Raw genomic sequence first — 26,211 nt, 5'->3', positions numbered from 1 at the left:
CGCTAGCCCTGTAAATGATGTGCGAACATGCTCGGCTGAATACAGCGTAAACAGCGGAGCGACTATTACCACTCCCCCTGCGGGAAGATAAAAATGGAGCAAACCTTATGAGTATGGTCGAAGTCAAGGTCCCGGATATCGGCGACTTCAAGGAAGTCGAAATCATTGAGCTGTTGGTTAAAGTAGGCGACACAGTCAAAGTCGATCAGTCATTGATCACGGTTGAGTCCGACAAGGCCAGCATGGAAATTCCATCGAGCCATGCCGGTGTAGTTAAAGAAATCAAAGTCAAAGTTGGCGAAAAAATCGCTGAAGGTTCGATCATTCTGGCATTGGAAGCCGCTGGCGTGAGTGCTGCTCCTGCCGCTGCTCCTGCGGCAACACCGGCTGCGGTCGCACCAGCAGCACCGGTAGCAGCGCCTGCCGCAGCCAGTTTCTCCGGCAGTGCTGATATCGAATGCGATACCGTCGTTTTAGGCGCAGGGCCGGGCGGTTATACCGCTGCTTTCCGCGCTTCCGATTTAGGCCAAAAAGTCGTTTTGATTGAGCGTTATCCTGATCTTGGGGGTGTTTGTCTGAACGTTGGCTGTATTCCTTCCAAGGCATTGCTACACGCTGCCAAGGTGATTACAGAAGCCGAAGAAATGGCGCATTTTGGCGTCAAGATGTCTGCTCCGGAAATTGATATCAATGCGTTGCGCGGCTGGAAAGAAAGCATCATCAAAAAGCTGACCGGCGGTCTTACCGGTTTGTCGAAAGCCCGGAAAGTACAAATTGTGACCGGGAAGGGCGAATTTAGCTCGGCCAACACGATCGTTGTGCAGACCGCAGAGGGTGCAAAAGTCGTCGCGTTTAAAAATGCGATCATCGCCGCCGGATCATCGGTCGCTAAAATCCCAGGATTTCCTTACGACGATCCACGCCTGATCGACTCAACCGGCGCGTTGGAACTGCGTCAGATTCCAAAGACATTGCTGGTTATTGGCGGCGGGATTATTGGGCTGGAAATGGCCTGCGTCTACGATGCGCTCGGCTCTAAAGTCACAGTGGTGGAGTTTGCAGACGGTCTGATTCCTGCGGCTGACCGCGACATCGTCAAGCCACTTCAGAAGCGTATCGAAAAACGTTACGAAGCGATTTACCTGAAAACTAAAGTCACCAAACTGGAAGCGTTGCCTGAAGGATTGCGCGCGACATTTGAAGGCGCTGATGGTAATACTAAGGCCCCGACTGAGCCGCAATTGTTTGACATGGTATTAGTCGCAGTCGGTCGCCGCCCGAACGGCAAAGAAATCGCGGCTGAAAAGGCTGGCGTGATCGTCAATGATCGTGGCTTTATCCCGGCGGACAAACAACAGCGTACTAACGTCGCGCACATTTTTGCCATCGGCGACGTCTGCGGCGATCCAATGCTGGCGCATAAAGCGACCAACGAAGCCAAAGTGGCAGCCGAAGTTATCGGCGGTCACAAGGTTGCGTTCGACGCTATGACGATCCCTTCGGTAGCCTACACCGATCCAGAAATCGCCTGGATGGGATTGACCGAAACCGAGGCGAAAGCTAAAGGTATTCCGTTCGAAAAAGCCAATTTCCCATGGGCAGCCAGCGGCCGCGCATTGGCAATGGGCCGCGACGATGGCATGACTAAATTGTTGTGGGACCCAACTACCAAACGCATCATCGGCGCGGGTATCGTCGGCGTGAATGCCGGTGAATTACTGGCCGAAACCGTGCTGGCAATGGAAATGGGCGCTGACTTGGAAGATCTGGCCTTGACGATCCATGCGCATCCAACCTTGTCCGAGACGCCGATGTTTGCGGCTGAAATGGGCTTGGGTACGATTACTGATCTATTTATTCCGCCTAAGAAGAAGTAAACATTCATACGTAGCAGGTAAGTGAACATAAAAAGCGCAGCTATTTTTAGCTGCGCTTTTTTCATTTCGGAGAACGGTTGCGTAATGAGACGTACACTACGAAGGCGCTGGCATAAAAACTAAAGCTATACCAAGGCTCACTAAAGTAACGCCGATTATTCTATTGAGAGTTGATTGGGATTTCAGCATACGTAGGCGCAGTCGGGTATTCGAGAAGAATAGGGCTACCAGACTAAACCACAGGCCATGCGCAAAAGACATAAATAAGCCATATCCTATTTGTGCCGAAAGCGACGTATTTACGCCAACAACTTGCGTATAAACACTGACGACGAATAAGGTTGTTTTGGGATTGAATACATTGATCATGAAACCGGCTCTTAGCGAGCCGACTTTACTTGCTGGCGCTTTGGCAAGGGGATCGATGTCGATCACTGGGCGTGCGACAAAAGTTTTTCCCCCGATATAAACCAGATAAAGCGCCCCGACAATCTTGATCAGCGTAAATAAACCGGGCGAGTTGGTGATCAACAATCCGACGCCGAGCATGGTGTAAGTCACGTGCACTTGCACACCCAGTGCAATACCAATTGCGGCCAGCAGTCCGGCGTGGCGCCCATATAAATAACTATTTCTGGTCACTAAAGCAAAGTCTGCGCCGGGACTAATGACGGCTAGGATCGTGATGATGGCTACTGCGATTAACTCCGGCATTGTGCTACCTTATTGTGAGTATTTATTGGAAATGTCGGACAGTCTAAAATTTCCCTTGGTTGGGAAAATTGTGGGCACATTTTTTGCGAAACGTTACTACTAAAACGTCCCGATACGCATCTTTGTTGCAGTCCAATTGAATAAGCGGCGCAACACTGTGAAAAACTCGCTCGTCGTTGACAATTGCCATATCAAGGGGTGCCCTTAGCGTGAATTCGTTTAATCGTCGCTTTTCCAAATCATAAATAGAAGTGGCCCCGTTAGCTATATTGATCCGTTTGACCATCAGCATCATCACAAACCCTACACCGTCGCGATGTATCCCTTCAGGAGTTGGCGTTGCTGCCCCTCCTAATCCAGCTTCGATCCTGAATTGATGTATTTCTATATGCCACGAGGAATAGGGTGAGAGGCGGCCAAAAATGTCACATCCCAATCTAAGGATATTCGTGAGAATTTTGCTATCTAAGGTTGAGGAGGAAATGGGTCTATAAAGGCGCTTAACATCCCCATTTAAATTATTAAAATACAAGCTTTGAAAATGTGGTTGGTGTGCTTCCAAGTGAAAAAATTTACTTGATGGTGGTGCGCTCATCGTCGCATGACGACGCTTGCGATATGTGCCTTTATCCGCCATATACGCATCCGTATATAAATCAGACCAGCTTTGTGTAAATTCCTCCAAGTCTTCGAGAGCATCTGGCCTTTGTTGCTCAAGCAATGCTTTCGTTTTTTCTCCCGTCATAAATAAAAAGTCTTTATGCGCTATTAGATTGCATATTTTTTCTATATCAGATGTGGCTTCATTTATTGTTTTTTGCGCGGTCACAGGTGTCAACAATCCGCTCATAAAACTATATTCATAAGTGATATACCTAAATTTTTCGCTGTCATGGTGTGAGTCGGTAAATATTCATAATAATGAGATACCGATCATCTTCTATCGTGACGATAATGAATATCGATTTAAATTAACTTAAATAATGGAGATAAAATCACAGATGAGTGACCGTATTCCATCGCTGAATGCCATTAGGATATTTGAAGTAGCGGCGCGTCATTTGAGTTTAGTCAATGCAGCCCAAGAGCTTCACGTAACCCATGGTGCGGTAAGTCGCCAAATCATACAGTTGGAAGAAACGTTGGGCGTTGCGCTGTTTGAACGCAGAAATCGCGCAATCTTTCTGACCCGCGAAGGGGCGGCCTTTAAGGTGACCTGTGGGGATGTAATTAATCGTTTAAATATCGGGATTCGTCATGTGAGGAAAGCCGCGCCGGATCAACCGCTGGTGCTCTCTTGTGAGGCGACGATTTCAATGCGATGGTTGATACCCAGATTGAATAAATTCAAAGCGCGTTTCCCTTCCATTAATATTCATCTTTTTGCCGAAGGTGGAGCTATCGATTTCCAACATCGCCACGTTGATCTGGCACTGAGACGTAACGATTTTAATTGGGGAGCTGAGATATACGCTGAGCCAATTGCCATGGAGCGGGTTGGCCCTGTTTGTGCGCCGACATTGCTAAAGGCGGGCCAATTGCATCTTGACCACCAATGCTTATTACAAACATCTTCCCGATCTAACGCTTGGCAACGCTGGCAGATCGCCTCGGGGGTGCCGATTGCCACCCATCTGGTTGGACATTATGAGCATTTTTATCTCAGTCTTGAGGCTGCGTGTGCCGGTTTGGGAGTCGCGATCAGCTCAATCTACATGATCCAGGATGATATAAAAAGTGGGCGACTGGTCGCACCGTTCGGATTTCAAGAGGACGGCTCGACTTACTACTTACTATCCCCCGTTTCTTTCGATGAAGACCATCGACGTCGGAAATTTTTGAATTGGCTTTGTGAAGAATTGGACGGCACAGCTTTACATTTTGCGCATGATTGAAAAAAGGTAATGCAATATGCACTACCTTTCCTGCTTTTCAAGTTAGAGCCTATTCCCGATTACCAGTATGATGAAAAGGCTGAATTTGCATTAGCGCCACTATGCGCTCCGGATGACATTACCTTCGCTACAATCGTGTTGCTATTCTTCTCGCCTTTGTACTGTTTAAAATGCAGTTTTGCGAGCTTGTGCAAGCCCTTTAGCAGAAGATGGGCTTTGCCCGTTTAGTCATACATTTAATCAAAATATCGCCGCACCGACTCAAGCCTTTCCGCGTAATATTTAGTTTCCAGTCGATCAATCCTGACTTTGCCATTGGTCGATGGCGCGTTAATGAAACGGCCGTCGCCAATGTAAATACCGACATGCGAAAACGGGCGATTCATCGTATTGAAAAACACCAGATCGCCGGGCCGAATGTCACTTTTTGGTACTTCCCGGCCTTGCTTCGCGATCATGGCGGCGCTGCCGGTCACGCGCAGTCCCACGGCTTGTTTAAAAACGTAACTCACCATGCCGCTGCAATCTAGCCCTGCCTCTGGATTTTTACCGCCGAAGCGGTAATCCGTATCGATTAGCCCCATCGAGTAAATGACGATTTCGTTGCCGGTGTCGCTCGGTGGCACCTGTGAGTTTAAATAGCTTCCCATCGTCAGCGGCGTTTTGCGCACGTTATTACTGCCGCTGCCGCAAGCAGCCAGCAATAACGCGCAGCAACAGATCAAGAAGGTTCTTACCGTCATAGGGGCTCCGGCCGATCTTTCAAAGCGATGCCAACGCTGTTTCAGAGCAATCAAGCGTCATTTTCCTGCGGCGTCGATCTGATCCAGCACGCTCGATAACATACTGATCATCTGATCAATTTCATCGGTTGTGACATTTAACGCAGGCATAAAGCGTAGCAGATTAGGGCGCGGTGAATTTAGCAACAATCCGACTGGTTGCATCTCGCGGGCGATATCGACGATTTGCGGGCCGATATCTTTGCCTAATTTTAGGGCGCGTAGCAAGCCTTCGCCGCGCTCACCTTCCAGACCATGTTTCTCGGATAATTTGACCAGTTCAGCGCTAAGGTAGGCGCTCTTGTCATTCACTGCTTGCATAAAGCCGGGTGCCAGCAAGGTTTTTAGAACTGCTGTTCCTACCGCTGTCATCAATGGATTGCCGTTGTAGGTGCCACCTTGATCGCCAGGTTCAAAGCAAGATACTTCCTCACGCGCCAGCAGGGCTGCTAACGGCACGCCGCCGCCGATACCTTTGCCCAGCGTCATGATGTCCGGCGTGATATCGGCTAATTGATAGGCGAACAATTCGCCGGTGCGGCCCATACCTGATTGCACTTCGTCAACGATCAGCAACAGATTATGTTTTTTAGTTAAAGCGCGCAAATCGCGCATGAACTCACGCGTGGCTGGCAGGACGCCGCCTTCGCCTTGTACCGGCTCTAGCATCACCGCCACGGTGTTCTCATTGATCAGACGCTCTACGCTGGCCAGATCGTTGAGGTCGGCTTTAGGAAAGCCCGGCACTTGCGGTGCAAACATTGTGTCCCAGCCGGGTTTGCCACTGGCGGACATCGTTGCCAGCGTGCGGCCATGGAAACTATGGTCGAAAGTGATAATTTCAAAGCGGTTCTGACCAGCTTTATTCGGATTCTTTTTGCCCCATTTACGCGCCAGTTTAATCGCGCCTTCGTTGGCTTCAGCGCCGCTGTTGGCAAAGAATACCCGGTCGAAACAAGAATTCGCTGTCAGCAGCGATGCCAGTTCGATAGACGGGGCGTTAAAAAAGGCGGGCGATGGATTCAGCAGTTTTTTCGATTGCGCAACCAGCGCATCTTGGATGCATTGCGGCGAATGGCCCAGCGCATTCACAGCCCAACCTTGCAAGTAATCCAGATAGCGCTTGCCAGTGTGATCGGTCATCCACATGCCGTCGCCTTCGGTGAAGACCAGCGGTGGACGGTTGGTGATGTACATCAAATCATTGGTGGCAAATTGGTTGAATTCCATGGTCTGGCTCCGGGGTAAGGCGCTAAAGAGGCGCTGAAAACTGTCAACAAAAAGGTGAGCCGGAACACATTCGTGCAAGCTGCTCCGGCAAATGGAAATGGTTATTACGGTCAACAAAACAACGCAAAAAGACAAAAAAAAACCACAGGCATTGCCTGTGGCTTCGTGATCAAAAAACGTTCACTCGCACGGCATACCTGATGGGGGTAGCGGGGTACGGCGTCGCAAATGTTTAGTGATTGTGTTCATTGCGTTAATACTAGGGCCTTTTATGGCATGCGTCAAAAAGTTTTTTAAGACTTTTTGATGACAACGCTTATTGAGACAAGTCTGCTTCGGACGTAAACGCGTCTGCATAAAACTCTTCGGCAGGCAATTTGCACAGGGCAACAAAGTCGCGTTGTGCTGATTCCACAACGATGGGTGCACCGCAAGCATAGACTTGGTAGTCCGATAAATCGGCGAAGTCTGCTATGACAGCCTGATGCACGAAGCCGCTGCGGCCAGTCCATCGATCTTCTGGTTCGGCGTTCGATATCACTGGCGCATAGGTAAAGTTGGGGACGCTGCGCGCCCATTCTTCGCACTGCGCATCCATATACAGATCCTGGGGACGGCGTCCGCCCCAATATAGCGTCATTGGGCGCGCAGAGGCGTTATGGATCATTTGTTCGATGATGGCTTTGATCGGGGCGAAGCCGGTGCCCGAAGCTAGCAAAATAATCGGTTTGACCGAGTCTTCGCGTAGGAAAAAGGTGCCGAGCGGCCCTTCAAAGCGCAAAATATCGCGCTCTTTCAACGTCGAAAATACCTGATCGGTAAATAAGCCGCCCGGCATGTGGCGGATGTGCAACGTAATCTGCGCGTCGTTATGCGGCGCGTTTGCCATGCTATAACTACGGCGTTTGCCGTCGCGCAGCATAAATTCGATATATTGACCGGCCCGATATTGAAAGCGCTCGCTAGCGGGCAGTTGCAGCGATAAAACGATGACATCCTCGGTGACTTTGTCGATTTTGGCGATACGGGTGGGCATTTTGCGGATCGGAAATTCGCCAACACCGGCAACTTCGCGGGCTTCAATGGTGATGTCGGAATGCGGCGTAGCGCAGCAAAAGAGCGAGAAACCCAACGCTTCTTCGCTGGCTGGCAAGGCTTTTTCCTGATGGGCGCTATGGGTGACGCTGCCAGCAATCAGCTTGCCTTTGCATGAGCTACACGCGCCATTTTTGCAACCGTAAGGCAAGCCCACGTTAGCGCGTATCGCCGCGCTCAAAATGGTTTCGCTCTCGTCACAAGTGAATTGCCGACCACTCGGCTGAACAGTTACCTGAAAACTCATACAATCCTGACCATGAAAAAATTAATACAAAATTCGGTTGCCGATAAAACGGCTGGAATGGCGCCAATTAAACCTGCGCCAGTATTTGGTAAGCCGCGCGTATTGATACTTGGCTGCGGCGACGTTGGTATGCGATTGTTGCCATTGTTGCAGCATCGCTTCAGAGTCTTTGCGGTCACTAGCCAGACTGCCCGATTTGACGAGTTACGCGCCGCCGGTGCGCATCCGGTGCTGGCCGATCTCGATCAACCACATACTTTGGCGCGTTTGAGTCGGTTGGCGCAGATTGTTGTGCATCTGGCACCGCCGCAATCGACGGGTAGTAAAGATCAGCGCACGCGTAATCTGGCCGCTATTTTACCCGAGCGGACAACGCTTGTTTATATCAGTACAAGTGGCGTGTATGGCGACTGCGATGGACGCTTGATTGACGAGACCCATCCGGTCAATCCCCATAATCCCCGTGCCCAACGCCGCGTCGATGCGGAGCAAGTCTTGCGCGCTTGGGCAAAACGCCGTTCAGGGCGTTTGTCGATTCTGCGCGTGCCGGGAATTTATGCTGCTAACCGGTTGCCGATCGAACGGCTTAAAAAAGGTACTCCCGCGCTAATCGCTGAAGATGATGTGTATACCAACCATATTCATGCAGATGATCTGGCGCAGATTATCTTTTCAGTAATTTTTAAGGCCGCGCCATCGCGTGTGTATCATGCAGTCGATGATTCTGAGATAAAAATGGCCGCTTATTTTGATGCAGTAGCAGACGCTTACGGTTATCCACCTGCACCGCGTTTACCGCGTGCAGAACTGGCGCAGCAGGTGTCGCCGATGTTGCTGTCATTTATGTCAGAGTCACGCCGTTTGGAAAATCGGCGAATTAAAGCGGAGTTGGGCGTGCGTTTGCGTTATCCGAGTGTTCAGACAGCGCTGGTGCGGATGGCTGCGGATGCAATGGATAATGCTGTCGAATAAGCAAATTATTATTAAGTAAAAACTTAAAAAATGCTTAAGACGAGTCCGTTACGCGTTTTTTACATAAGTATAGAACCTAAAAGTTCTTGTCGATGCCGGTTATCGTGGATAAAGTGCTGTGAGTAAAAAAGCATTCCTTATATACTTGCCGCGCAGTAATTCAGGTTTAGGCCGAATAATAAAATCAATATCTCGCCACCTGTTTGTCCATTCACCGCTATCACAAAGTTAAATAATCGCTTATCACTGATGAAGTTATCTTTTAATCACGTTCATAAACAATATTCTGGCTTACCGGTCGTTGACGATTTCAATTGCGAGATCGAAGACGGTGAGTTGGTCGCATTGGTCGGCCCCTCCGGTTGTGGCAAATCAACGTTATTACATCTTGCGGCTGGTTTAGCTGAGGCCAGCAGCGGCAGCGTCTTGGCTGACGGTAAAAAAATAACCCGCCCGCATCCCGAGCGGATGTTGATGTTTCAAGAGAACGCGCTATACCCATGGCTAACGTTAGAGGCCAACGTTTCCTTGGCGTTAGAGTTGCAAAAAATGGGCAAAGCGGCCGCACGTACGCAAGCGCGCGCATGGCTGGAGAAGGTGAATTTACAAGGTTTTGAGGCTTACTATCCGCATCAGGTTTCCGGCGGCATGCGCCAACGTGCGGCGCTGGCGCGGGCTTTTATTACCAAACCGCAGGCGCTGTTATTAGACGAGCCTTTCGGCGCGCTCGATGCGCTGACCCGGATGACATTGCAAGACGCGCTGCGCCAATTGATTCGTGCCGAGCGGCCAACCGTACTGCTAGTGACGCACGATGTTGATGAAGCGTTGTTTCTGGCGGACCGAATTCTGGTGTTCAGCCCACGTCCCGCCAAAGTGCTGCGTGAGTTCAATCTGACTCACCACGAAAAGACCCACGATCTGTCCGAGTTTTCGACAGTGCGTCGAGAAATTTTATGCTTGCTCGGCATTCATGCCGATCAAGACGAACTGTCAAAAACCCTTGAAGGAGTTGGTGTATGAGCCTCAATCTGAATTTTAAGAAATTGTTATTAATCCCGGCTCTGTTGACATTGAGCATGGCGCTGACTAGTCAGGCCAATGCCGCTGAAAAATTCAAGATCGGCTATTTGCGGGTAATGGATGACGCCCAAGCAATTGCGGCATTTGAAGGTGGATTTTATAAAAAACATGGTCTTGAGGTCGAACTGGTTGAGTTTAAATCTGGCACCGATCTGATTAAAGCCATCGTCGGCGGTCAGATGGATACTGGCGTATTGGGTTTTACTAACGCTGTCGCTTGGGCCTCAAAAGGCGCGGATCTGAAAGTTATCGCCGGTGCGCAACACGGTTATCATGCGATAGTCGTGCGTGATGACAGCGGCATCAAGGATGTGGCTGGCCTCAAAGGAAAAACACTGGCATCGCAGGCTGAAGGCAGCACTGCCGACACCGTACTGAAAGGTGTAACGCTGAAAAATGCCGGTCTCAAAGCGGACGACATCAACATCGTCGGCGTCAGCCCGCAAGTGGCAGTGCAATCGCTGGTCGGCAAACGCGTCGACGCTGCATTTTTGTTCGAGCCGCAAGCCAGTATTGCCAAATTGGTCGCGCCGGTTACCCAGATTTATGAAGTTGGCGCAGTCTGGCCTTTCCCTTGCATGGTCGTGATTACTTCTGGCGAGACGTTGACCAAGCGCCGTGATGCAGTCTGGAAATCGCTGGATGCACAGCGTGAAGCGATTCAATTGCTGACGAAGGATCCGGTTGCGGGATCGAAATTGATCTCTAGTTATTTTATTGCAGAGCCAACGCTGAAAACATTGAAGCATGGCGACTTGCCACGCGATGTCGTGATTGCCGATGCGATTAAAACCCAGACTTTTAGCGCAGCGTTAACTTCGAAAGAATTATCGCGCATGCAGGAGTTGGCAAATATTTTGCAAGATCAGGGTTCGTTGAAAACCAAAGACGGTAAACCTTTTGACGTGAATGGCATTATTGATCTGGATTGGCAAAAGGCGCGTAAGTTGTAATTGTCTTAATGTTCGATAATCGCGGTGATTAATGTCATTGGTAAGGCAGACAATAGCGGCCAATAATATCGGCGCGAATATGATTTGTTTTTTCGTTGTTGTGTAAGTTTGTATATTTTTAATCACGATGGCCGGCAGTTAGCCGGCCATCGTACTTTGAAGCGTATTTGAATTAACTTATGAGTTCTCCGCATCGTGTTGCTGGTTATCGGAAAAAGTTGGCGATGGCGCTGGCGATTGTTTGTATTTTGTTTGGCTGGCAAATCGCCGCCTGGTCTTTGCCATCCTACTTAATGCCTGGCGTGTTGCCTGTGCTGCATCGGTTGTGGGAAGAAATACAGTCGCCTGAGTTTCGTACCGCGTTATGGGGAAGTCTGACCCGTTTAGGGATTGGCTACGCCTCCGCGTTGATTCTCGGTATTGGGTTTGGATTGATAGGCGCGGTATTGTTTTTCTTCCGCGAAGTATTGAAATCCGCGATCATTATTTTGCAGTCCATCCCCTCAATCGCCTGGGTGCCGTTATTCCTGATTTTGATGGGCTTCGGTAATTTGCCGATCATCGTTGTAGTGGCAATCGCAGCTTTTTTTCCCGCAGCGTTAAGTGTGATGAACGCCACAGAAAGTGTGCAGCAAGTACACGTCTCTGCTGCACGGGTGATGGGCGCAAACCGTTGGGATATGTTGAAACGGGTGTATCTGCCAGCTGTGATGCCGGAACTGATTACTGGTGCGCAACTGGCCTTTGGCAATGCGTGGCGCGCGCTGATATCGGCAGAAATGCTGATTGGTTTTGGCAAAGGACTGGGACGCGCATTGGCGTATTCCGGTGAAACCGCTGACATGATTGGTGTGATGACGAATATTCTGGTGATTGCGATTCTGGCTGCGCTGATCGATCAGTTTATTTTAGAGAAATTGAAGCATCGCTTATTGCGCTATCAATACGTATAAACTGCTGGAATCATGAAAACTCTGCTGCCCCGTTGGTGGATATTGCGTATTTTGTGTACGTCAATTTTTGCGCGTTTACCGACGTTGGCGGGGCGAATCTCTTCAGTAGGTGTAGGCCTCACTTCTATTTACATCGCAGCAGCAGTATCGCTGCAACCTGCCCATGCCAGCGACGTAATCGGTCGTATCAAACAACGGGGGCATGTGATCGTTGGCATTGCCTACGTTGGCCCAATCTACGCGGCTGGTCAGAAATTTCGAACACCGGAAAACGTCGATGGTGAGGTCGCCGAAGCCTTGGCTAAACGCCTGAATGTCAGCGTATCGACAGTGCGGGTAACGCCCAGGAATCGCCTTCAATTACTACAATCCGGCAAAGTCGATGGTTGGTTGTTGCGCTTGTCCGATGCCGAGATTGCCCGTGTGCGGCTGACCGCGAAGGTAGTAACGACGGGCTATCAGGCCCAACCCAAACTCATCATGCGTTCAGATACAGACATCAAACAGTGGTCGCACCTGAAAGGTCGCAGCGTTTGCGTTTCTGAGGGCAGTCCTTATCTCGGCATTTTGCAGACGCGTTATGGCGCGCGTGAAAAAGTGGTAAAAGCGCCAGCCGATGCATTATTGGCCCTACGCGTCGGCACTTGCGATGCTACCGTGCACGATGATGCAATGCTCGACGAGATGTTGAAACTGCCCGAATGGAAGAAGTTTTCGGCTAGTTTGCCGTTAGACGGGCCGGGCACAAGTCTGGTCTGGGTATCGCGCTCTGAAGATGACGGTCTGCGCAATGCGGTGTCAGGCTTGTTGCGCGAGTGGAACGTCAACGGAAATTGGGCTGCTACGCGTAAAAAATGGGTCAATGCAGTCGCTTTTGAGGTCTATTTGGATCAAAACGTCCCAGATTGCCATTAAATTTTAGCCATTCTTCCAAAATAATCCCTCCCGGACGCTGCTGTTTTTAGGTTGTGAAAAACAGTCTTATTTAGCTGTCCTAGCCCCTGTAAATCTCGTTAATCTTGCCACTTCACCATTTAATCTATGGAGAAGTTGTCGTACAAAAAAATTAAATGCGGCCTTTACCCTGCTAGGATTGCATTCTGAATTAGCTTATAACGAAAATGCATACACATAGGTTGTATGTGACTACTATAAAAATTAACATTCACAGACGGACGAAAGGAAAACCATGTACGCACGGACCAAATTAATGATGGTGATGTTAGCAGCGCTGCCAGCGCTGGCTATGGCGCAGGAGACACAAACAGTTCAGATCGGTTTTAGTAGCCCATTGACAGGCGCGCAAGCGCAAGCGGGTAAAGACAATCAAGGTGGGTTGCAGATGGCAATCGACAAGTTGAATACCCAAGGCATGGTCATCGGCGGTAAGAAAATCAAATTTGAAGCTGTCATGGAAGACGATCAGGCCGATCCACGTTCAGGCGTCGGCGTTGCCCAGAAACTGGTCGATATGCATGTCAAAGCGATCATCGGACCTTACAACTCTGGCGTGACTATTCCGGCCTCGCGGGTTTATAACGACGCGGGTCTGGTAATGGCGACAGTGGCTTCGAACCCCAAAATTACGCAGCAAGGCTTTAACAACGTGTTCCGCGTCGCAGCAAGCGATAGCCAACTCGGCGGCAAAATGGCGCTGTATGCAGCCAAAGAACTGAAGCTGAAGCAGGTATCGATCATTGATGACCGTACCGCCTACGGCCAGGGCGTTGCAGAAGAATTTGCAAAAGTCGCCAAAGCCAACGGCATCAAAGTTGTCAGCACTGATTTCACGAACGATAAAGCGACTGATTTCACCGCGATCCTGACCTCTATTAAATCGAAAAAACCAGACGGCATTTTCTACGGCGGCTATTCGCCACAAGGCGGCCCAATGAGCCGTCAAATGAAACAACTGGGCTTAAATGTCATATTTATGGGCGGTGATGGTATTTGCGCACCGGAAATGGGACGTTTGGGCGGCGATGCTGTCACGGATAAAGTGTATTGCACCCAAGGTGGCGCGATGCTCGATAAACTAGCTGCAGGTAAAGCTTTTGCAGCTGATTATCAGAAGCGTTTCAATCGTCCTGCTGAAACCTACGCAGCATCGTTTTACGACGGCATGATGGTCGTGGCGCAAGCCATGAAAGAAGCCAATTCAGTCGACCCGAAACAATACGTTGCAGCATTGGCCAAGATCAAATACAAAGGCGTTGCCGGTATGTATGAGTTCGATGCTAATCGCGATTTGAAACAATCGCCTGTGACCGTGTTCCGCTTCAAAGATGGTTTGCCAGTCGCATTGACCAGCTATTAATACACGTATGCACTTAAAAATGGACGACACCTGAACAGGTGTCGTCCTGAACTATAAAATGTCGTCACCGGAATCTCGGGGACGACATTTTCATTTAGAAAGCAACATTATGTTGAGCTATACACAAACCATTCATACCGTCGATGCGCATACCGGCGGCGAGCCTTTGCGGATCGTCATCTCCGGTCTTCCGCCAGTACCCGGCGCGACCATACTTGAGCGCCGTTCGTGGTTAGAGCAGAATCGCGACGATGTGCGGCAATTTTTGATGAATGAGCCACGCGGTCATGCCGATATGTATGGCGCGTATTTGTTGCCCGCAGTCACGCCACAGGCAGACTTTGGCGTGATCTTCATACACAACGAAGGCTATAGCGATATGTGCGGACACGGCATCATCGCGCTCGGGAAAGTATTGGTTGAATTGCATCACGTTGAACGCACGATTCCGTTGACCCGCGTTGGCTTTGATACGCCCGCCGGATTTATTGAAGCGCAGGTCGAATGGGATGGCACCCGCGTCGGCAATGTGACTTTCCGCAATGTCCCGGCATTTATCTATCAACGCGATCTGGAAGTAGAAACCCCCGGCTTTGGCAAAATCACCGGCGATATCGTCTTCGGTGGTGCTTTCTATTACTACATCAACGCCGATCAGGCCAAGGTCCAAATCAAGCCAGAACAAGTACGCACGTTAATTCAATTGGGTGCAGAAACCAAAGCAGCGGTAAAAGCCAAGGTGAGTATTCAGCATCCGATTGAATTAGGCCTGAATACGTTATATGGCACGATCGTCGATGGCGCACCCAACAATCCAGCGGCCGATCAAGCCAACGTTTGTATTTTTGCCGACCGCGAAGTAGATCGTTCGCCGACTGGCACTGGCACTTCTGGCCGCGCTGCACAATTATTTTTGAGAGGCCGATTGGCGCTGAATCAGCCGCTGGTAAATGAAAGTATTGTCGGCAGTTGTTTTAGCGTGCGCGTGATTGGCACGACTAAAGTTGGCGACTTTGATGCGGCAATAACTGAAGTGACCGGCAACGCGCACATCATGGGCTTTAATCAATGGGTGTTGGAAGATACCGATCCGTTTCCGGTCGGTTTCTTTTTACGATAGACAACCTCAGCGACATCGCTAATCCTCCTTCATCACACAGCTTCAAAAGCAGAGAAAAACATGCATATCCTTAACGCGCAACAGACCGCAGCAGCACTGCCTTATTCGGCGTTAGTGGCGGCCATCGCGCTGGCTGCAAAGCAACTACAAGAAGGTCAGATCAATGCGCCAGAACGCATGGTCGTAGAGATCGATCCGGCGAGTGTGTTGTTATGCATGCCCGCTATTGGTGCCGAGCTTAGTGTCACCAAACTGATCACCGTTCACGCCAACAATGCTGCGCACCAACTCCCTGCGATTCAGGGTGAGCTGGTGGTATTTGAAACTGGTACAGGTCGGCGACTGGCGTTGCTCGATGGTCCGGTGGTGTCGGCGCGACGCACGGCAGCAGTGACTTTGCTGGGCATCGAAACCTTGCTGCCACGCAAACCAACATCCGCATTATTGATCGGCACTGGCGTTCAGGCCGAAGCGCATGCAGATGCGTTGGTGGACTATTTTGGTGTCAAAACATTTTGGATTGCGGCGCGTGATCTGGCTAAAACACAGGAATTTTGTGCAGCGTTACAGCGTCGGTATCCACAAGTGACAGCGCATCCGATTGCTGCTGATACATTAAACACAGAATGCCCAGCTACCGATGTTGTGATTGCTTTAACGACGTCGCGCACAGCGGTAATTCCTGCGGATATCGGCGCCAATACGTTGGCAATCGGTGTCGGTGCGTTCAAGCCGGATATGGTCGAATTTCCGGCGGAACTGTTACATTCACGCACCGTTGTCGTAGATTATTTAGCCGGCGCCAAACACGAAGCAGGGGATTTATTGCAAGCGAAAATTGATTGGTCGGCGGTCCGTGAGTTGCCGGAAATCGTGCAACAACCGTGGCCTGAAACCACGCCGTTGCCGGTCTTTAAAACCGTCGGTCACGCCGCTTGGGATCTGGCTGCAGCACGTGTTGCGATTGCATCTCTGACGCGCTAAAAGCCCGCAAATCGGTGGTTATAAAACTTGCAAACCGGTAATCAAAACAACAGTGTTTTGTAGCCGAATGGCTACTGTATTGGGTTTGTAAGCAATTGTTTCTAATCACGTTTTTCAAATAAGCATTGAACTTTATTTTTTGAGGCGCGGTCTATCAGGAGCCTGTTTTGCATTTCTGCATACGCACGGCGTATTAGCCTGCCATCGCGGATTCTTGATTCTCCGTGTCCTGCATCCCTTATTTTGGAAGGCGATGCTTCATTTTTAAGGAGTTCTTATGCTAACGTTACGCAACCTATTACTGGCCTCTGCCATTGCAGTTTGTGCCACTGCCGCTGTAGCCCAGACAACGGCACCAGATCCGTCGAGTGATACTGCTCCAGGAATGGCGCCTATGGCACAACCAATGGCTCCCATGCCGCCTATGGATTCCACAGCACCGATGGATTCATCAGCACCAATGATGCCGTCTGCTGCACCTGTCATGATCCCTATCCCTGGCACCGACCAATCTATGATGAATCGTTATGATGACCCCTTAGTACAGGCACGGGTTGCCAGAAGTGAAGGCAAAACCCTGGATGCGTATAGACAAGCGCATCAAATGCGGACCGTGGATGACAGAGCTATAGGACACTAAGTAATTAATGTGCGCGCAGATGTGGATTAGCTGCACGCAAAATCCCGGTTTAAAGAGTTTACGACATTGCTTATCCGCATTCTCCTGCTTGCACGCGCTGACTGTTTAGCAGCTTTGCAATATGAACGTCGCCCTCGAAATTAGCGGGCGACGTTGTCATATAAGGCGAGTGTGTTTTATGCAGCTGACGGTTTAAAAGAATGCAGTTTAAGCGCCCGTCCAAGGCAAGCCCGCCTTGCACCATCCACCGACAGTTTTACGATGTCCGTCCGCATCTTTATTACCTTCAAATCCCTCCAGAATATCAAAACTGTTGCTATATCCGTGTTGGCTGGCCAGCGTCGCAGCATGTTGCGAGCGCACGCCAGAACGGCAAAGAAATACCAGAATCGTTCCTTTCTCAGCGATTTGCGCTAATTGGCTCAGAAAGTTAGGATTTGGCGCGCCGCCTGGATATTGCGTCCATTGCACTGCGGCGTGTTGTTTTTCGTTAATCGCGACGCGTCCGACCCAATCGCGTTCGGCATTGGTGCGCACATCGACCAATATTGCGCCTGGATTAGCTTGCAGAAGCGCGTAGGTTTCTGCAGGCGTGAGTGCCCCGGCGTAGGGCAATTTACCGGTTTGGCCACGTTGACGGCCAATCTCGAGCAGTTCTGCGGCAGTAGGCATATTGAATCTCCTGATAGAGGGGCGTTTTGAAGGTAAGCGATGAAATGTATTATAAGACCGAAAAAAGAAGTCGATAAAATTCGGATTAGTGTTGCGCACTAATATAGGGCAAATAAGTTATTGGAATTATTTATCGCACTAAATTGGTGCCTAAATCCTATCGCGCCCTACGATGGAGCGCTAAATAAACCATTCCTGCTCCCAAATTGGTACCTTGGGCCGCTTTATCGCTGCAATGTGCTGCTCAATCAAGCAAATACGCTCAGCGAATAAGCAATCGCGGAGTGGCGGATGGTGGCATGGATTCTGCTATCATTCCCCGTTGAATTCAGTTGGATTGTTTTCTTGTGGTATCGGTGGGTTGTTGGATCGCGCATGCGCGGCTAGCGTGTAATAGTCGGGTGTAAAATTCGGCGGTTCCCCGGTACACGTATTTGCACCAAAGACAGCAATATTTTGCATCTATTTAAACTTATCGACAACGGTAGCACTACTTTCTGATACTAGGAGTTTCACATGGCAATGACGGCCGCAGAAGTCTTGAAGATGGTCAAAGACAACGAAGTAAAGTTCGTTGATTTTCGCTTTGCTGATACCAGAGGCAAGGAGCAGCACGTAACTGTCCCTGTTTCCCATTTTGATATGGACAAGTTTGAGTCCGGTCATGCTTTTGATGGTTCTTCAATTGCTGGCTGGAAGGGTATCGAAGCATCAGACATGATCCTGATTCCAGATCCAAACACCGCCAATATCGATCCATTCATGGAAGAAACCACATTGTTCATGCAATGTGACGTCATCGAACCATCGGATGGCAAAGGTTACGACCGTGATCCACGCTCGATCGCCAAGCGCGCTGAAGCGTATCTGAAATCGTCCGGCATGGGCGACACTGCTTACTTCGGCCCAGAGCCAGAATTCTTCATTTTCGACAGCGTCCGTTGGGATGCATCCGACATGTCGGGTTCGTTCGTCAAGATCGGTTCGGAAGAAGCGTCATGGAGCACTGGTGCCAAGCTGCCAAACGGCAATACAGGTCATCGTCCAACAGTCAAAGGCGGTTACTTCCCAGTACCACCAGTCGACAGCTTCCAAGATATGCGTTCGGAAATGTGTCTGATCCTGGAATCCCTCGGTATCCCGGTTGAAGTGCATCACCACGAAGTCGCTGGCGCTGGTCAAAATGAAATCGGCACCAAGTTTTCGACATTGGTAGAGCGCGCTGACTGGACCCAAAATCTGAAATACGTGGTCTGGAACGTTGCGCACACCTATGGCAAAACGGCTACTTTCATGCCTAAGCCTATCGTTGGCGATAACGGCTCCGGTATGCACGTTCACCAATCCGTATGGAAAGATGGCAAGAACCTGTTCGCAGGCGACGGCTATGCAGGTTTGTCGGAATTCGCCCTGTACTACATTGGCGGTATCATCAAGCATGCAAAAGCACTGAACGCGATTACTAACCCAGGCACTAACTCTTACAAGCGTTTGGTTCCAGGTTACGAAGCACCGGTCAAGCTGGCTTACTCAGCGCGTAACCGTTCTGCTTCGATCCGTATTCCACACGTTTCGAACCCAAAAGGTCGTCGCGTTGAAGCCCGTTTCCCAGATCCACTGGCTAACCCATACCTGTGCTTCTCAGCATTGCTGATGGCTGGTTTGGATGGCGTGCAAAACAAAATCCATCCGGGCGAAGCAGCTTCGAAAGATTTGTACCATTTGCCGCCAGAAGAAGATAAATTGATCCCAACCGTCTGCGCCTCGTTGGAAGAAGCGTTGGAAGCCTTGGACAAGGATCGTGAGTTCCTGACACGCGGTGGTGTGTTCAGCGACAGCATGATCGATGCTTATCTGGAACTGAAAATGCAAGAAGTACAGCGTTTCCGTATGGCGACGCACCCGATTGAATTTGACATGTACTATTCGCTGTAAATTGCATTCATGCCTCAACGTATAGTCTGAGGCGAATTCAGATGCAAAAAGGACGGGAAAAGCCTGCTTTTCCCGTCCTTTTATTTTGTCGGGACGCTATAGAAACGACGGTAGTTTGTAAGAATACTTTGCTGGTTTGTCATGATCGCCATGTTTGACATAAACTAGTAACTTCATTGCATTGCGAAGAGAGTCTATGAAGCACCTCATTACGGGAATTCTGATAGTTGCTGCCATTAGTGCTATTAGTGGGACGGCCCAGGCCCAAAGCAATATCTATCTTTGCGTAGATGGAAATGGCACTAAAGAATATAAAAATACCGGCGATACCAAAGGCTGCAAGAAAGTTAATTTGCCGCCATTGACCGTGACGGCGCCGGTACTTCCTCCCGCTGCAAGTGGTGGCGCAGCATCAAAACCGCAGCCAGCGACACCGCCAAATTTTCCTAAAGTAGATGGCGGCACCCAAAAAGCGCGCGACAACGATCGCCGTCAGATTTTGCAAGACGAACTGCGCTCAGAGCAGCAGAAGTTGGCAGGTCAGGAAAAAGACTACAACAACGGCGTTCCAGAACGTCAGGGTAATGAGCGCAACTATGCCAAATATCAGGATCGGGTGGCATTAATGAAAGACGAACTGGCGCGTACCCAAAAAAATATTGAAGCCTTAAACCGCGAATTGTCGAATTTGAAGTAACAGCCCGGGATAGACAGTCCTTGGTATCAAGTTTGCTTATATAAAGCCGCCTATGCGGCTTTTGTTTTATGGCTATTATGGTGAGCATTAACAAGACGTGCACCCTAAAGCATCAAACTGCACCAAATTGTGGAGTAGATTGATCGCAGTGCACCCGGATAGGCCTTACAAAAAATGAACGATGCAATGCCAGATTTCACGTGATTTTCGACCAGGCGCTAGCCTTTTCAGAGAAACGCTGCCAAATGGCTTGTCGAGACATACTCCGTATCCAAAGATATCGATAGTGCGCAACAGGAAGACATCTTCTCTCAGCGTTACTTCATCGTCATCGTATTACTTAACAAGAGATTTTTAGCATGCCAATCAAAACTGCTGGACCCTCAGCGACCGACGGACTTGAATTATTAGCCTCGGCGGTCCTGTTATTGGACCGCGAAGGGCGCATTGTATATGCCAATCCGGCGGCAGAAATTCTGCTGGAAAGTTCGATCAAAGCGCTACGGCATCAAAAGTTGACCGAATTATTTTTGAATGGCGCCCAGCTTGCCGCCGTATTTCAGCAGGCGCTGGCCCATCAATTTGATGATTTACGGCAGGATTTAATCCTGGATCGCCTCGGTCGCGAACCGTTATGGGTCGATACCATTGCTACCGCGGTCGATAATCCTGCCACGCCAGTCCTGATTGAAATGCGTGAAAATACCCAGCAACTCAAGCTCGAAAGAGAAGAACGTTTGCTAGACCAAAGTCAGGTTAATAAAGAGTTGATTCGCAATCTTGCGCATGAAATTAAAAACCCCCTTGGCGGTATTCGTGGCGCGGCGCAATTGCTGGAACTGGAATTACCAGAGCGGCACCTGAAAGAGTTGCGCGAATACACACAAGTCATCATTAAAGAAGCGGATCGCCTGCAAACATTGGTAGATCGTTTACTGGCCCCGCATCGTCTGGCGCACATCGTTGGCGACGTCGATATTCACGAAGTATGTGAACGCGTGCGTAGTCTGATGGTCGCTGAATTTCCGCACGGCCTGACTATCAAACGCGATTACGATTTATCAATCCCGCAATTTCGTGGCGATAAAGAACAGCTGATTCAAGCGATATTAAATATCGCGCATAACGCGGCGCAAGCCTTAGTTGATCGCATTCGCAGCGGTGACGCCGATCTGACTTTTCAGACCAGAGTCGTGCGTCAGGTCACGTTAGCCAAGGTCCGATATCGGCTGGCATTAGACTTGCATATCACCGATAACGGACCGGGTATTCCAGCCGACATTCAGGAACGTATTTTTTATCCATTAGTATCAGGGCGTGATGGTGGCAGTGGTTTAGGACTGACACTGGCACAAACCTTTGTACAGCAGCACATGGGGGTAATTGAATGCGAAAGTCGGCCGGGGTACACCGATTTCAGAGTGTTAATACCGCTTCCTTAATGCTACGCGTGCATGCACGTGCAGTAAGGCAATATAAGCGGGAGAGTCGCGGTGCTCCCATATTACAGAATGCCAACTGCAAGATTATTGAAGCCGGGAATATATGAAACCAATCTGGATTGTTGACGACGACGAATCAATACGATGGGTGCTTGAAAAAGCCCTGGCACGTGAAAACCTGGTTACCAGAAGTTTTTCAAATGCACGCGATGCGATGGATGCATTGCAAACCAGTACACCGCAAGTATTGGTGTCCGACATCCGCATGCCTGGGGCCTCCGGACTAGAATTGTTGCAAACAATTAAAGCGCAGCACCCTGGCATTCCAGTCATCATTATTACTGCATTTTCTGATCTTGATTCTGCTGTCGCGGCGTTTCAGGGCGGTGCTTTTGAGTATCTTGCCAAGCCCTTTGATCTGGAAAAAGCGGTCGAACTTATTCGCCGTGCGCTAGAAGAAAGTCTGCGTGAAATCAATGTCGAACAAGCCACTGCCGAGACGCCGGAAATACTCGGTCAGGCTCCGGCAATGCAAGATGTTTTTCGCGCTATCGGAAGGCTATCTCAATCGCATGTCACGGTGCTGATCACCGGCGAATCAGGCACGGGAAAAGAACTCGTTGCACGCGCTTTACACAAGCACAGCCCACGCGCATCGCAACCTTTTATCGCATTAAACACCGCGGCGATTCCAAAAGATTTACTTGAGTCAGAATTGTTCGGTCATGAGCGCGGCGCGTTCACCGGCGCGCAAGCATCCCGACGCGGTCGCTTTGAACAAGCCGAAGGCGGCACGTTGTTTCTGGATGAAATTGGCGATATGCCATTTGATTTGCAGACACGTTTATTGCGGGTTTTGTCGGATGGACATTTTTATCGCGTCGGCGGTCATCAATCGATGAAAGCCAACGTTCGTGTAATTGCCGCTACCCATCAAAATCTGGAAACGCGCGTTCGCGAAGGCCTGTTCCGCGAAGACTTGTATCACCGCTTAAATGTTATTCGCCTGCGCTTGCCTAGTCTGCGTGAACGGCGCGAAGATATTCCAATTCTAACGCGCCATTTTCTCAGTCAAAGTGCCAAACAACTGGGCGTAGAAAGCAAGCGCGTCTCCGATGGTGCAATGCGTTTTATCAGCGGCCTGGATTTGCCCGGCAACGTGCGGCAACTAGAAAACCTCTGCAACTGGATCACCGTGATGGCCCCCGGACAAACGGTGGAAATCAAGGATCTGCCGCAAGAACTGCTCGAACAAAACGAGCGGCCATTAAGCGGTGATACGATCAGCTCCAGCCACCCAATCAATGTGGCCGCACCGGGATCGACAGCGTTCGATTCGCATTCTTCGCCACACGCGACGACTGCCGGTCACGACGAAACACGACGTTCGGTTGAGTCATCCGAAGCGGGGTCATTCATGACCGGTGCCGATGGTCGCACCTGGATTACGCTGCTGGAAGCCGAAGCTGCCACCATGTTGACCAGCGGTGACACCGATGTCATGGACGTGCTGGGACGGCAGTTCGAATCCGCGCTCATTAAAATTGCCCTGAAACATACGCATGGCCGTAAAAACGATGCGGCTATCCGACTCGGCATCGGCCGTAATACCATCACCCGCAAGATTCAGGAATTGGGGATAGCTGGCGCAAAGGATGATTAAGCTTCATTAATCACGTTATTGGTCGCACAGTTTTATCCATTCAACGGTGGAACCGGTCGGACAACAGTAAAATAGCAAGCTGTTCATTTGATAGAGTGAAAAATGCAACTTGCTATCTTGTCCGATTTGCACCTTACCGTCGCCGACATGGCCGCGCCTGTCACCAATGCCGATGTGGTGATTTTGGCAGGCGATATTGCCCGCCCACAGCAGGCAATCGCCTGGGCCAGCCAGTTCAGCGTCCCGGTAATCTATGTTCCCGGCAATCACGAATATTACGGCGGCAGTCTGACCGGCACGCTGGCTTCTTTGCGTGCATTGGCGGCTGGCACCAACGTGCATATTCTGGAGAAGGACGATATTATTCTGGATGGCGTACGCTTTCTTGGTTGCACGTTATGGACAGATTTTCGCTTATCATCAACTTCTGAAGAGCGTGAAGCCGCGATTAACATGGCCAGCGAATTGGTCCGCGATTTCAGTCGAATCAAAATGGATGAGGTTAACGATGCGTTATTTACGCCGCTGATGTCGCGACAGATTTTTGATGCATCACTCACGTGGCTGGAACAAAAATTTGCGCAGCCTTTTAGTGGCACTACCGTGGTCGTTTCGCATCATGCACCAACCACCAGCAGCATCCATCCGCGCTACGCCGGGTCGCCTCTTAATGCATGTTTTGTTTCCGATATCGCAGAAAGATTAGCCGAATGGTCGCCTGCATTATGGGTACACGGGCACCTACATGACAGCTCGGATTATCAGGTAAAAAACACCCGCGTTGTCTGCAATTCACGTGGTTATGCGCGTGACGGTACGCCAGAAAATCCCTTGTTCGATCCCAATCTATTGATCGCGATATGAGTGCAGCGATTTCTCATGTGAGCACTGCCGCGACGCTATATACGTTTCGCCGCTGCCCGTATGCCATTCGCGCCCGGCTGGCAGTCAAGGTCAGCGGCGTTGCCGTAAATATGCATGAGGTCAGCCTGCGCAATAAACCACAGAGTATGCTGGATTGTTCGCCGAAAGGAACGGTGCCGGTCTTGCAATTACTGGATGGTACCGTGATCGAAGAAAGTCTCGACATCATGCGGTGGGCGCTGGCGATCAATGATCCGCAAGGGTGGCTGGATCAACATGGCGCATTATCGGCAGAAGCGGCTGCGTTAATTGCAATTAATGATGGGGTGTTTAAACAGAACCTCGATCGCTATAAATATGCAGAACGCTTTCCCGCATTTCCCGCGCATTATTATCGCGAACAGGGCAGTTTATTTCTCACAACGTTAAACAATCGTTTGGCCTTGCATCACCATTTAATGCGCGATCAGATCAGCTTTGCGGACATCGCCATATTTCCGTTTGTACGACAATTTGCGCACGTTGATAAAGAATGGTTTTACGCTAATCCCAGTCCGCATGCGCACGTGATGCGTTGGCTCGACGACTTGCTGGCATCGCCATTGTTTCTCGCAGTGATGGAAAAAACGCCATCGTCGGGAACTTAAATCGCACGATAATTCGCCTGATGAGGAAAGCTCTGCGATGACACAAACCATGCAAAAAATAAGATTTTTTCGCACGCATATTCCCGCGTTTGAATGCGTTCCCGGCTGCCACGATTGCTGTGGGCCGGTCAAAGCGTCCTCCGAGGAAATTGCGAGATTGCCATACAAAAGTGATGCTGAACATGACATCGCGCTAGCCGATTTAAGTTGTCCGCATCTGGGCGATAACGGTTGTCAGGTCTATGAAGACCGGCCTTTGATTTGTCGTCTATTCGGCACCACGCCGCGATTGGTATGCCCGAATGGCAGGCGGCCAGAGGCAATGATCGATACCCGAATTGAAGCTAAAATCGATCAATTTTTTCGAGAAGTCCGGCACGTGTTGGTTTGATACGGCAACGGATATAACGTTGGCGTGCAACCGTCAGCGCGTCGCTACCACAATGCCTGACACCTCCGCAAAACAGGCAAGTTGACCACGTCAACGCTGCCATTTCTAAAATGCAATTCTTGCATTGTGAAGTTCTTTTGATAATACTAAAACCTCGGTTCGGGAAATTTTCTTAGACCATGGTTTACATCAACAGGTGGGAGAAAACCCCGAACTTTTCTTCTGTGCTTGAACGCAACTCCCAAGCAACAAATAAAGACAGTCCAGCTAATAAGCATTCCTGAAAACATCCGGATACACGCCGATGCTTCGACGCTAGTGTGTGTATTTCGTATTCGCCTGAAAGAGCATTATTGTGAGAGCACGCGTCTTACTTGTTACCTCAGAAGCGATTCCATTGGCAAAAACCGGCGGGCTGGCAGATGTCATTACTGCGTTGACGGATACGCTACGCAAGCAAGGTGTAGATGCCAGTATCTTAATGCCCGGTTATCCATCTGCGTTGCAGATTGCCCAAAATCGTAATGCGTATTGCGAGTGGTTGCTCAGCATCAGCATTTCTATCAAGAAAAAAAGAAAGCGGTTTGTAGGTGTTGGCTGTCAGGACTGACAGCCAGTTCTTACAGCTGAATCAGACCCCCGTGACGTAGAAAACTTTAGCGGGCGCTTCTAAGATGGTGAGGCGTTTCCGGTAAAGAGGCAGTCGTTTCTTTACTGAAAATGTTCAACCCTTTGGGCTTCTCTTTTAACTTTTAAAAGGAAATATGATGAGCACGCAAGATACTTCAAAAGGTTCGCAGGGCAACAAAAATACCGGAGGTTCCGATCAATCGCAAGGCACCCGTGGCGGCTCGCATGAGCAACACGTAAAAGCTGGTGAACAAAGCCACAAAAATACTGGATCGGGTTCTGGCTCGCGTTCAGATTCGGATCAGTCGCAAGGCGGCTCACGCGGCGGTTCGCAACAAGGCAACAAGAAGTAACGATGGTCATGGCCGTTGATGGTCGTTGATTGGTTGTTAGTGACGATTGATGAGC

At 49.9% G+C, this 26,211-nt stretch carries 25 protein-coding genes; 19 read left to right on the top strand and 6 right to left on the bottom strand.

The window, feature by feature from the left end:
- The first annotated feature begins 107 nt into the window (after nucleotides 1-107).
- Complete coding sequence (gene lpdA / locus C7W93_RS11300) at nucleotides 108-1,877, top strand: dihydrolipoyl dehydrogenase (protein ID WP_201747195.1); 1,770 nt, start codon at nucleotides 108-110, stop codon at nucleotides 1,875-1,877.
- Between the two features lie 96 nt (nucleotides 1,878-1,973).
- Here lpdA and C7W93_RS11295 read toward each other — a convergent pair whose 3' ends face one another.
- On the bottom strand, nucleotides 1,974-2,591 hold the full coding sequence (locus tag C7W93_RS11295; protein WP_108440093.1) for a LysE family translocator: 618 nt from the start codon (nucleotides 2,589-2,591) through the stop codon (nucleotides 1,974-1,976).
- A 43-nt stretch (nucleotides 2,592-2,634) separates the two neighbouring features.
- On the bottom strand, nucleotides 2,635-3,441 hold the full coding sequence (locus tag C7W93_RS11290; protein ID WP_108440092.1) for a 2OG-Fe dioxygenase family protein: 807 nt from the start codon (nucleotides 3,439-3,441) through the stop codon (nucleotides 2,635-2,637).
- Between the two features lie 133 nt (nucleotides 3,442-3,574).
- Here C7W93_RS11290 and C7W93_RS11285 point away from each other — a divergent pair, with 133 nt between their 5' ends.
- Entirely contained in the window at nucleotides 3,575-4,486 is a 912-nt protein-coding gene (locus C7W93_RS11285) for a LysR substrate-binding domain-containing protein (RefSeq protein WP_225869809.1), read from the top strand.
- Between the two features lie 236 nt (nucleotides 4,487-4,722).
- Here C7W93_RS11285 and C7W93_RS11280 read toward each other — a convergent pair whose 3' ends face one another.
- The 3 genes from C7W93_RS11280 to C7W93_RS11270 form a co-directional block, all read right to left on the bottom strand.
- Nucleotides 4,723-5,229: a C40 family peptidase gene (locus tag C7W93_RS11280; protein ID WP_108440090.1), complete on the bottom strand. Its 507-nt coding sequence runs from the start codon at nucleotides 5,227-5,229 to the stop codon at nucleotides 4,723-4,725.
- Between the two features lie 57 nt (nucleotides 5,230-5,286).
- On the bottom strand, nucleotides 5,287-6,498 hold the full coding sequence (locus tag C7W93_RS11275) for an acetylornithine transaminase (protein WP_108440089.1): 1,212 nt from the start codon (nucleotides 6,496-6,498) through the stop codon (nucleotides 5,287-5,289).
- 316 nt (nucleotides 6,499-6,814) lie between these two features.
- A complete protein-coding gene (locus tag C7W93_RS11270) occupies nucleotides 6,815-7,840 on the bottom strand; it encodes a CDP-6-deoxy-delta-3,4-glucoseen reductase (RefSeq protein ID WP_108440088.1) in 1,026 nt (341 codons plus the stop codon).
- Nucleotides 7,841-7,897: 57 nt separating this feature from the next.
- Between C7W93_RS11270 and C7W93_RS11265 the strand changes: the two genes are divergently transcribed.
- The 8 genes from C7W93_RS11265 to C7W93_RS11230 all read left to right on the top strand — a co-directional run bounded on the left by C7W93_RS11265 (nucleotide 7,898) and on the right by C7W93_RS11230 (nucleotide 16,222).
- Nucleotides 7,898-8,812 carry an SDR family oxidoreductase gene (locus tag C7W93_RS11265; protein WP_108440619.1) on the top strand — a complete coding sequence of 305 codons (915 nt, stop codon included), beginning with the start codon at nucleotides 7,898-7,900 and terminating at the stop codon, nucleotides 8,810-8,812.
- A gap of 249 nt (nucleotides 8,813-9,061) precedes the next feature.
- Nucleotides 9,062-9,835 carry an ABC transporter ATP-binding protein gene (locus C7W93_RS11260; protein ID WP_108440087.1) on the top strand — a complete coding sequence of 258 codons (774 nt, stop codon included), beginning with the start codon at nucleotides 9,062-9,064 and terminating at the stop codon, nucleotides 9,833-9,835.
- A 56-nt stretch (nucleotides 9,836-9,891) separates the two neighbouring features.
- Nucleotides 9,892-10,848, top strand: a complete 957-nt coding sequence (locus C7W93_RS11255) for an ABC transporter substrate-binding protein (RefSeq protein ID WP_225869876.1) — start codon at nucleotides 9,892-9,894, stop codon at nucleotides 10,846-10,848.
- Between the two features lie 179 nt (nucleotides 10,849-11,027).
- On the top strand, nucleotides 11,028-11,801 hold the full coding sequence (locus tag C7W93_RS11250) for an ABC transporter permease (RefSeq protein WP_108440085.1): 774 nt from the start codon (nucleotides 11,028-11,030) through the stop codon (nucleotides 11,799-11,801).
- Between the two features lie 12 nt (nucleotides 11,802-11,813).
- The gene (locus C7W93_RS11245) at nucleotides 11,814-12,716 is read left to right on the top strand and encodes a transporter substrate-binding domain-containing protein (protein WP_108440084.1); all 903 of its coding nucleotides are present in this window, start codon (nucleotides 11,814-11,816) and stop codon (nucleotides 12,714-12,716) included.
- Nucleotides 12,717-12,990: 274 nt separating this feature from the next.
- Complete coding sequence (locus C7W93_RS11240; RefSeq protein WP_108440083.1) at nucleotides 12,991-14,118, top strand: branched-chain amino acid ABC transporter substrate-binding protein; 1,128 nt, start codon at nucleotides 12,991-12,993, stop codon at nucleotides 14,116-14,118.
- Between the two features lie 109 nt (nucleotides 14,119-14,227).
- The gene (gene lhpH, locus C7W93_RS11235; RefSeq protein WP_108440082.1) at nucleotides 14,228-15,238 is read left to right on the top strand and encodes a trans-3-hydroxy-L-proline dehydratase; all 1,011 of its coding nucleotides are present in this window, start codon (nucleotides 14,228-14,230) and stop codon (nucleotides 15,236-15,238) included.
- A 60-nt stretch (nucleotides 15,239-15,298) separates the two neighbouring features.
- Nucleotides 15,299-16,222: a delta(1)-pyrroline-2-carboxylate reductase family protein gene (locus tag C7W93_RS11230; RefSeq protein ID WP_108440081.1), complete on the top strand. Its 924-nt coding sequence runs from the start codon at nucleotides 15,299-15,301 to the stop codon at nucleotides 16,220-16,222.
- Between the two features lie 847 nt (nucleotides 16,223-17,069).
- Here the strand turns inward: C7W93_RS11230 and C7W93_RS11220 are convergent.
- Entirely contained in the window at nucleotides 17,070-17,534 is a 465-nt protein-coding gene (locus C7W93_RS11220; RefSeq protein WP_108440079.1) for a rhodanese-like domain-containing protein, read from the bottom strand.
- A gap of 516 nt (nucleotides 17,535-18,050) precedes the next feature.
- Between C7W93_RS11220 and glnA the strand changes: the two genes are divergently transcribed.
- From glnA to C7W93_RS11175, 9 genes are all read left to right on the top strand, one after another.
- Nucleotides 18,051-19,469: a type I glutamate--ammonia ligase gene (gene glnA / locus C7W93_RS11215; RefSeq protein ID WP_108440078.1), complete on the top strand. Its 1,419-nt coding sequence runs from the start codon at nucleotides 18,051-18,053 to the stop codon at nucleotides 19,467-19,469.
- A 196-nt stretch (nucleotides 19,470-19,665) separates the two neighbouring features.
- Nucleotides 19,666-20,166, top strand: a complete 501-nt coding sequence (locus C7W93_RS11210) for a DUF4124 domain-containing protein (protein WP_108440077.1) — start codon at nucleotides 19,666-19,668, stop codon at nucleotides 20,164-20,166.
- 359 nt (nucleotides 20,167-20,525) lie between these two features.
- Nucleotides 20,526-21,608 (top strand): nitrogen regulation protein NR(II), encoded by a 1,083-nt coding sequence (glnL, locus tag C7W93_RS11205; RefSeq protein WP_201747194.1) that lies wholly within the window; start codon nucleotides 20,526-20,528, stop codon nucleotides 21,606-21,608.
- 103 nt (nucleotides 21,609-21,711) lie between these two features.
- Nucleotides 21,712-23,271: a nitrogen regulation protein NR(I) gene (gene ntrC, locus C7W93_RS11200; RefSeq protein WP_108440076.1), complete on the top strand. Its 1,560-nt coding sequence runs from the start codon at nucleotides 21,712-21,714 to the stop codon at nucleotides 23,269-23,271.
- Nucleotides 23,272-23,373: 102 nt separating this feature from the next.
- A complete protein-coding gene (locus tag C7W93_RS11195) occupies nucleotides 23,374-24,135 on the top strand; it encodes a metallophosphoesterase family protein (RefSeq protein WP_108440075.1) in 762 nt (253 codons plus the stop codon).
- A complete protein-coding gene (locus tag C7W93_RS11190; RefSeq protein ID WP_108440074.1) occupies nucleotides 24,132-24,782 on the top strand; it encodes a glutathione S-transferase in 651 nt (216 codons plus the stop codon). Before C7W93_RS11195 ends, C7W93_RS11190 begins: the two co-directional genes overlap by 4 nt.
- A gap of 37 nt (nucleotides 24,783-24,819) precedes the next feature.
- Entirely contained in the window at nucleotides 24,820-25,173 is a 354-nt protein-coding gene (locus tag C7W93_RS11185; protein WP_108440073.1) for a YkgJ family cysteine cluster protein, read from the top strand.
- Between the two features lie 355 nt (nucleotides 25,174-25,528).
- Nucleotides 25,529-25,783: a glycogen/starch synthase gene (locus C7W93_RS11180; RefSeq protein WP_108440072.1), complete on the top strand. Its 255-nt coding sequence runs from the start codon at nucleotides 25,529-25,531 to the stop codon at nucleotides 25,781-25,783.
- Nucleotides 25,784-25,940: 157 nt separating this feature from the next.
- A complete protein-coding gene (locus C7W93_RS11175) occupies nucleotides 25,941-26,156 on the top strand; it encodes a hypothetical protein (RefSeq protein ID WP_108440071.1) in 216 nt (71 codons plus the stop codon).
- Nucleotides 26,157-26,211: the final 55 nt, after the last annotated feature.

The sequence above is a fragment of the Glaciimonas sp. PCH181 genome, assembly GCF_003056055.1.
GTDB lineage: Bacteria > Pseudomonadota > Gammaproteobacteria > Burkholderiales > Burkholderiaceae_D > Glaciimonas.
Note: the sequence above shows the minus strand (reverse complement) of the source record. Positions and strands in the feature narration are given on the sequence as shown.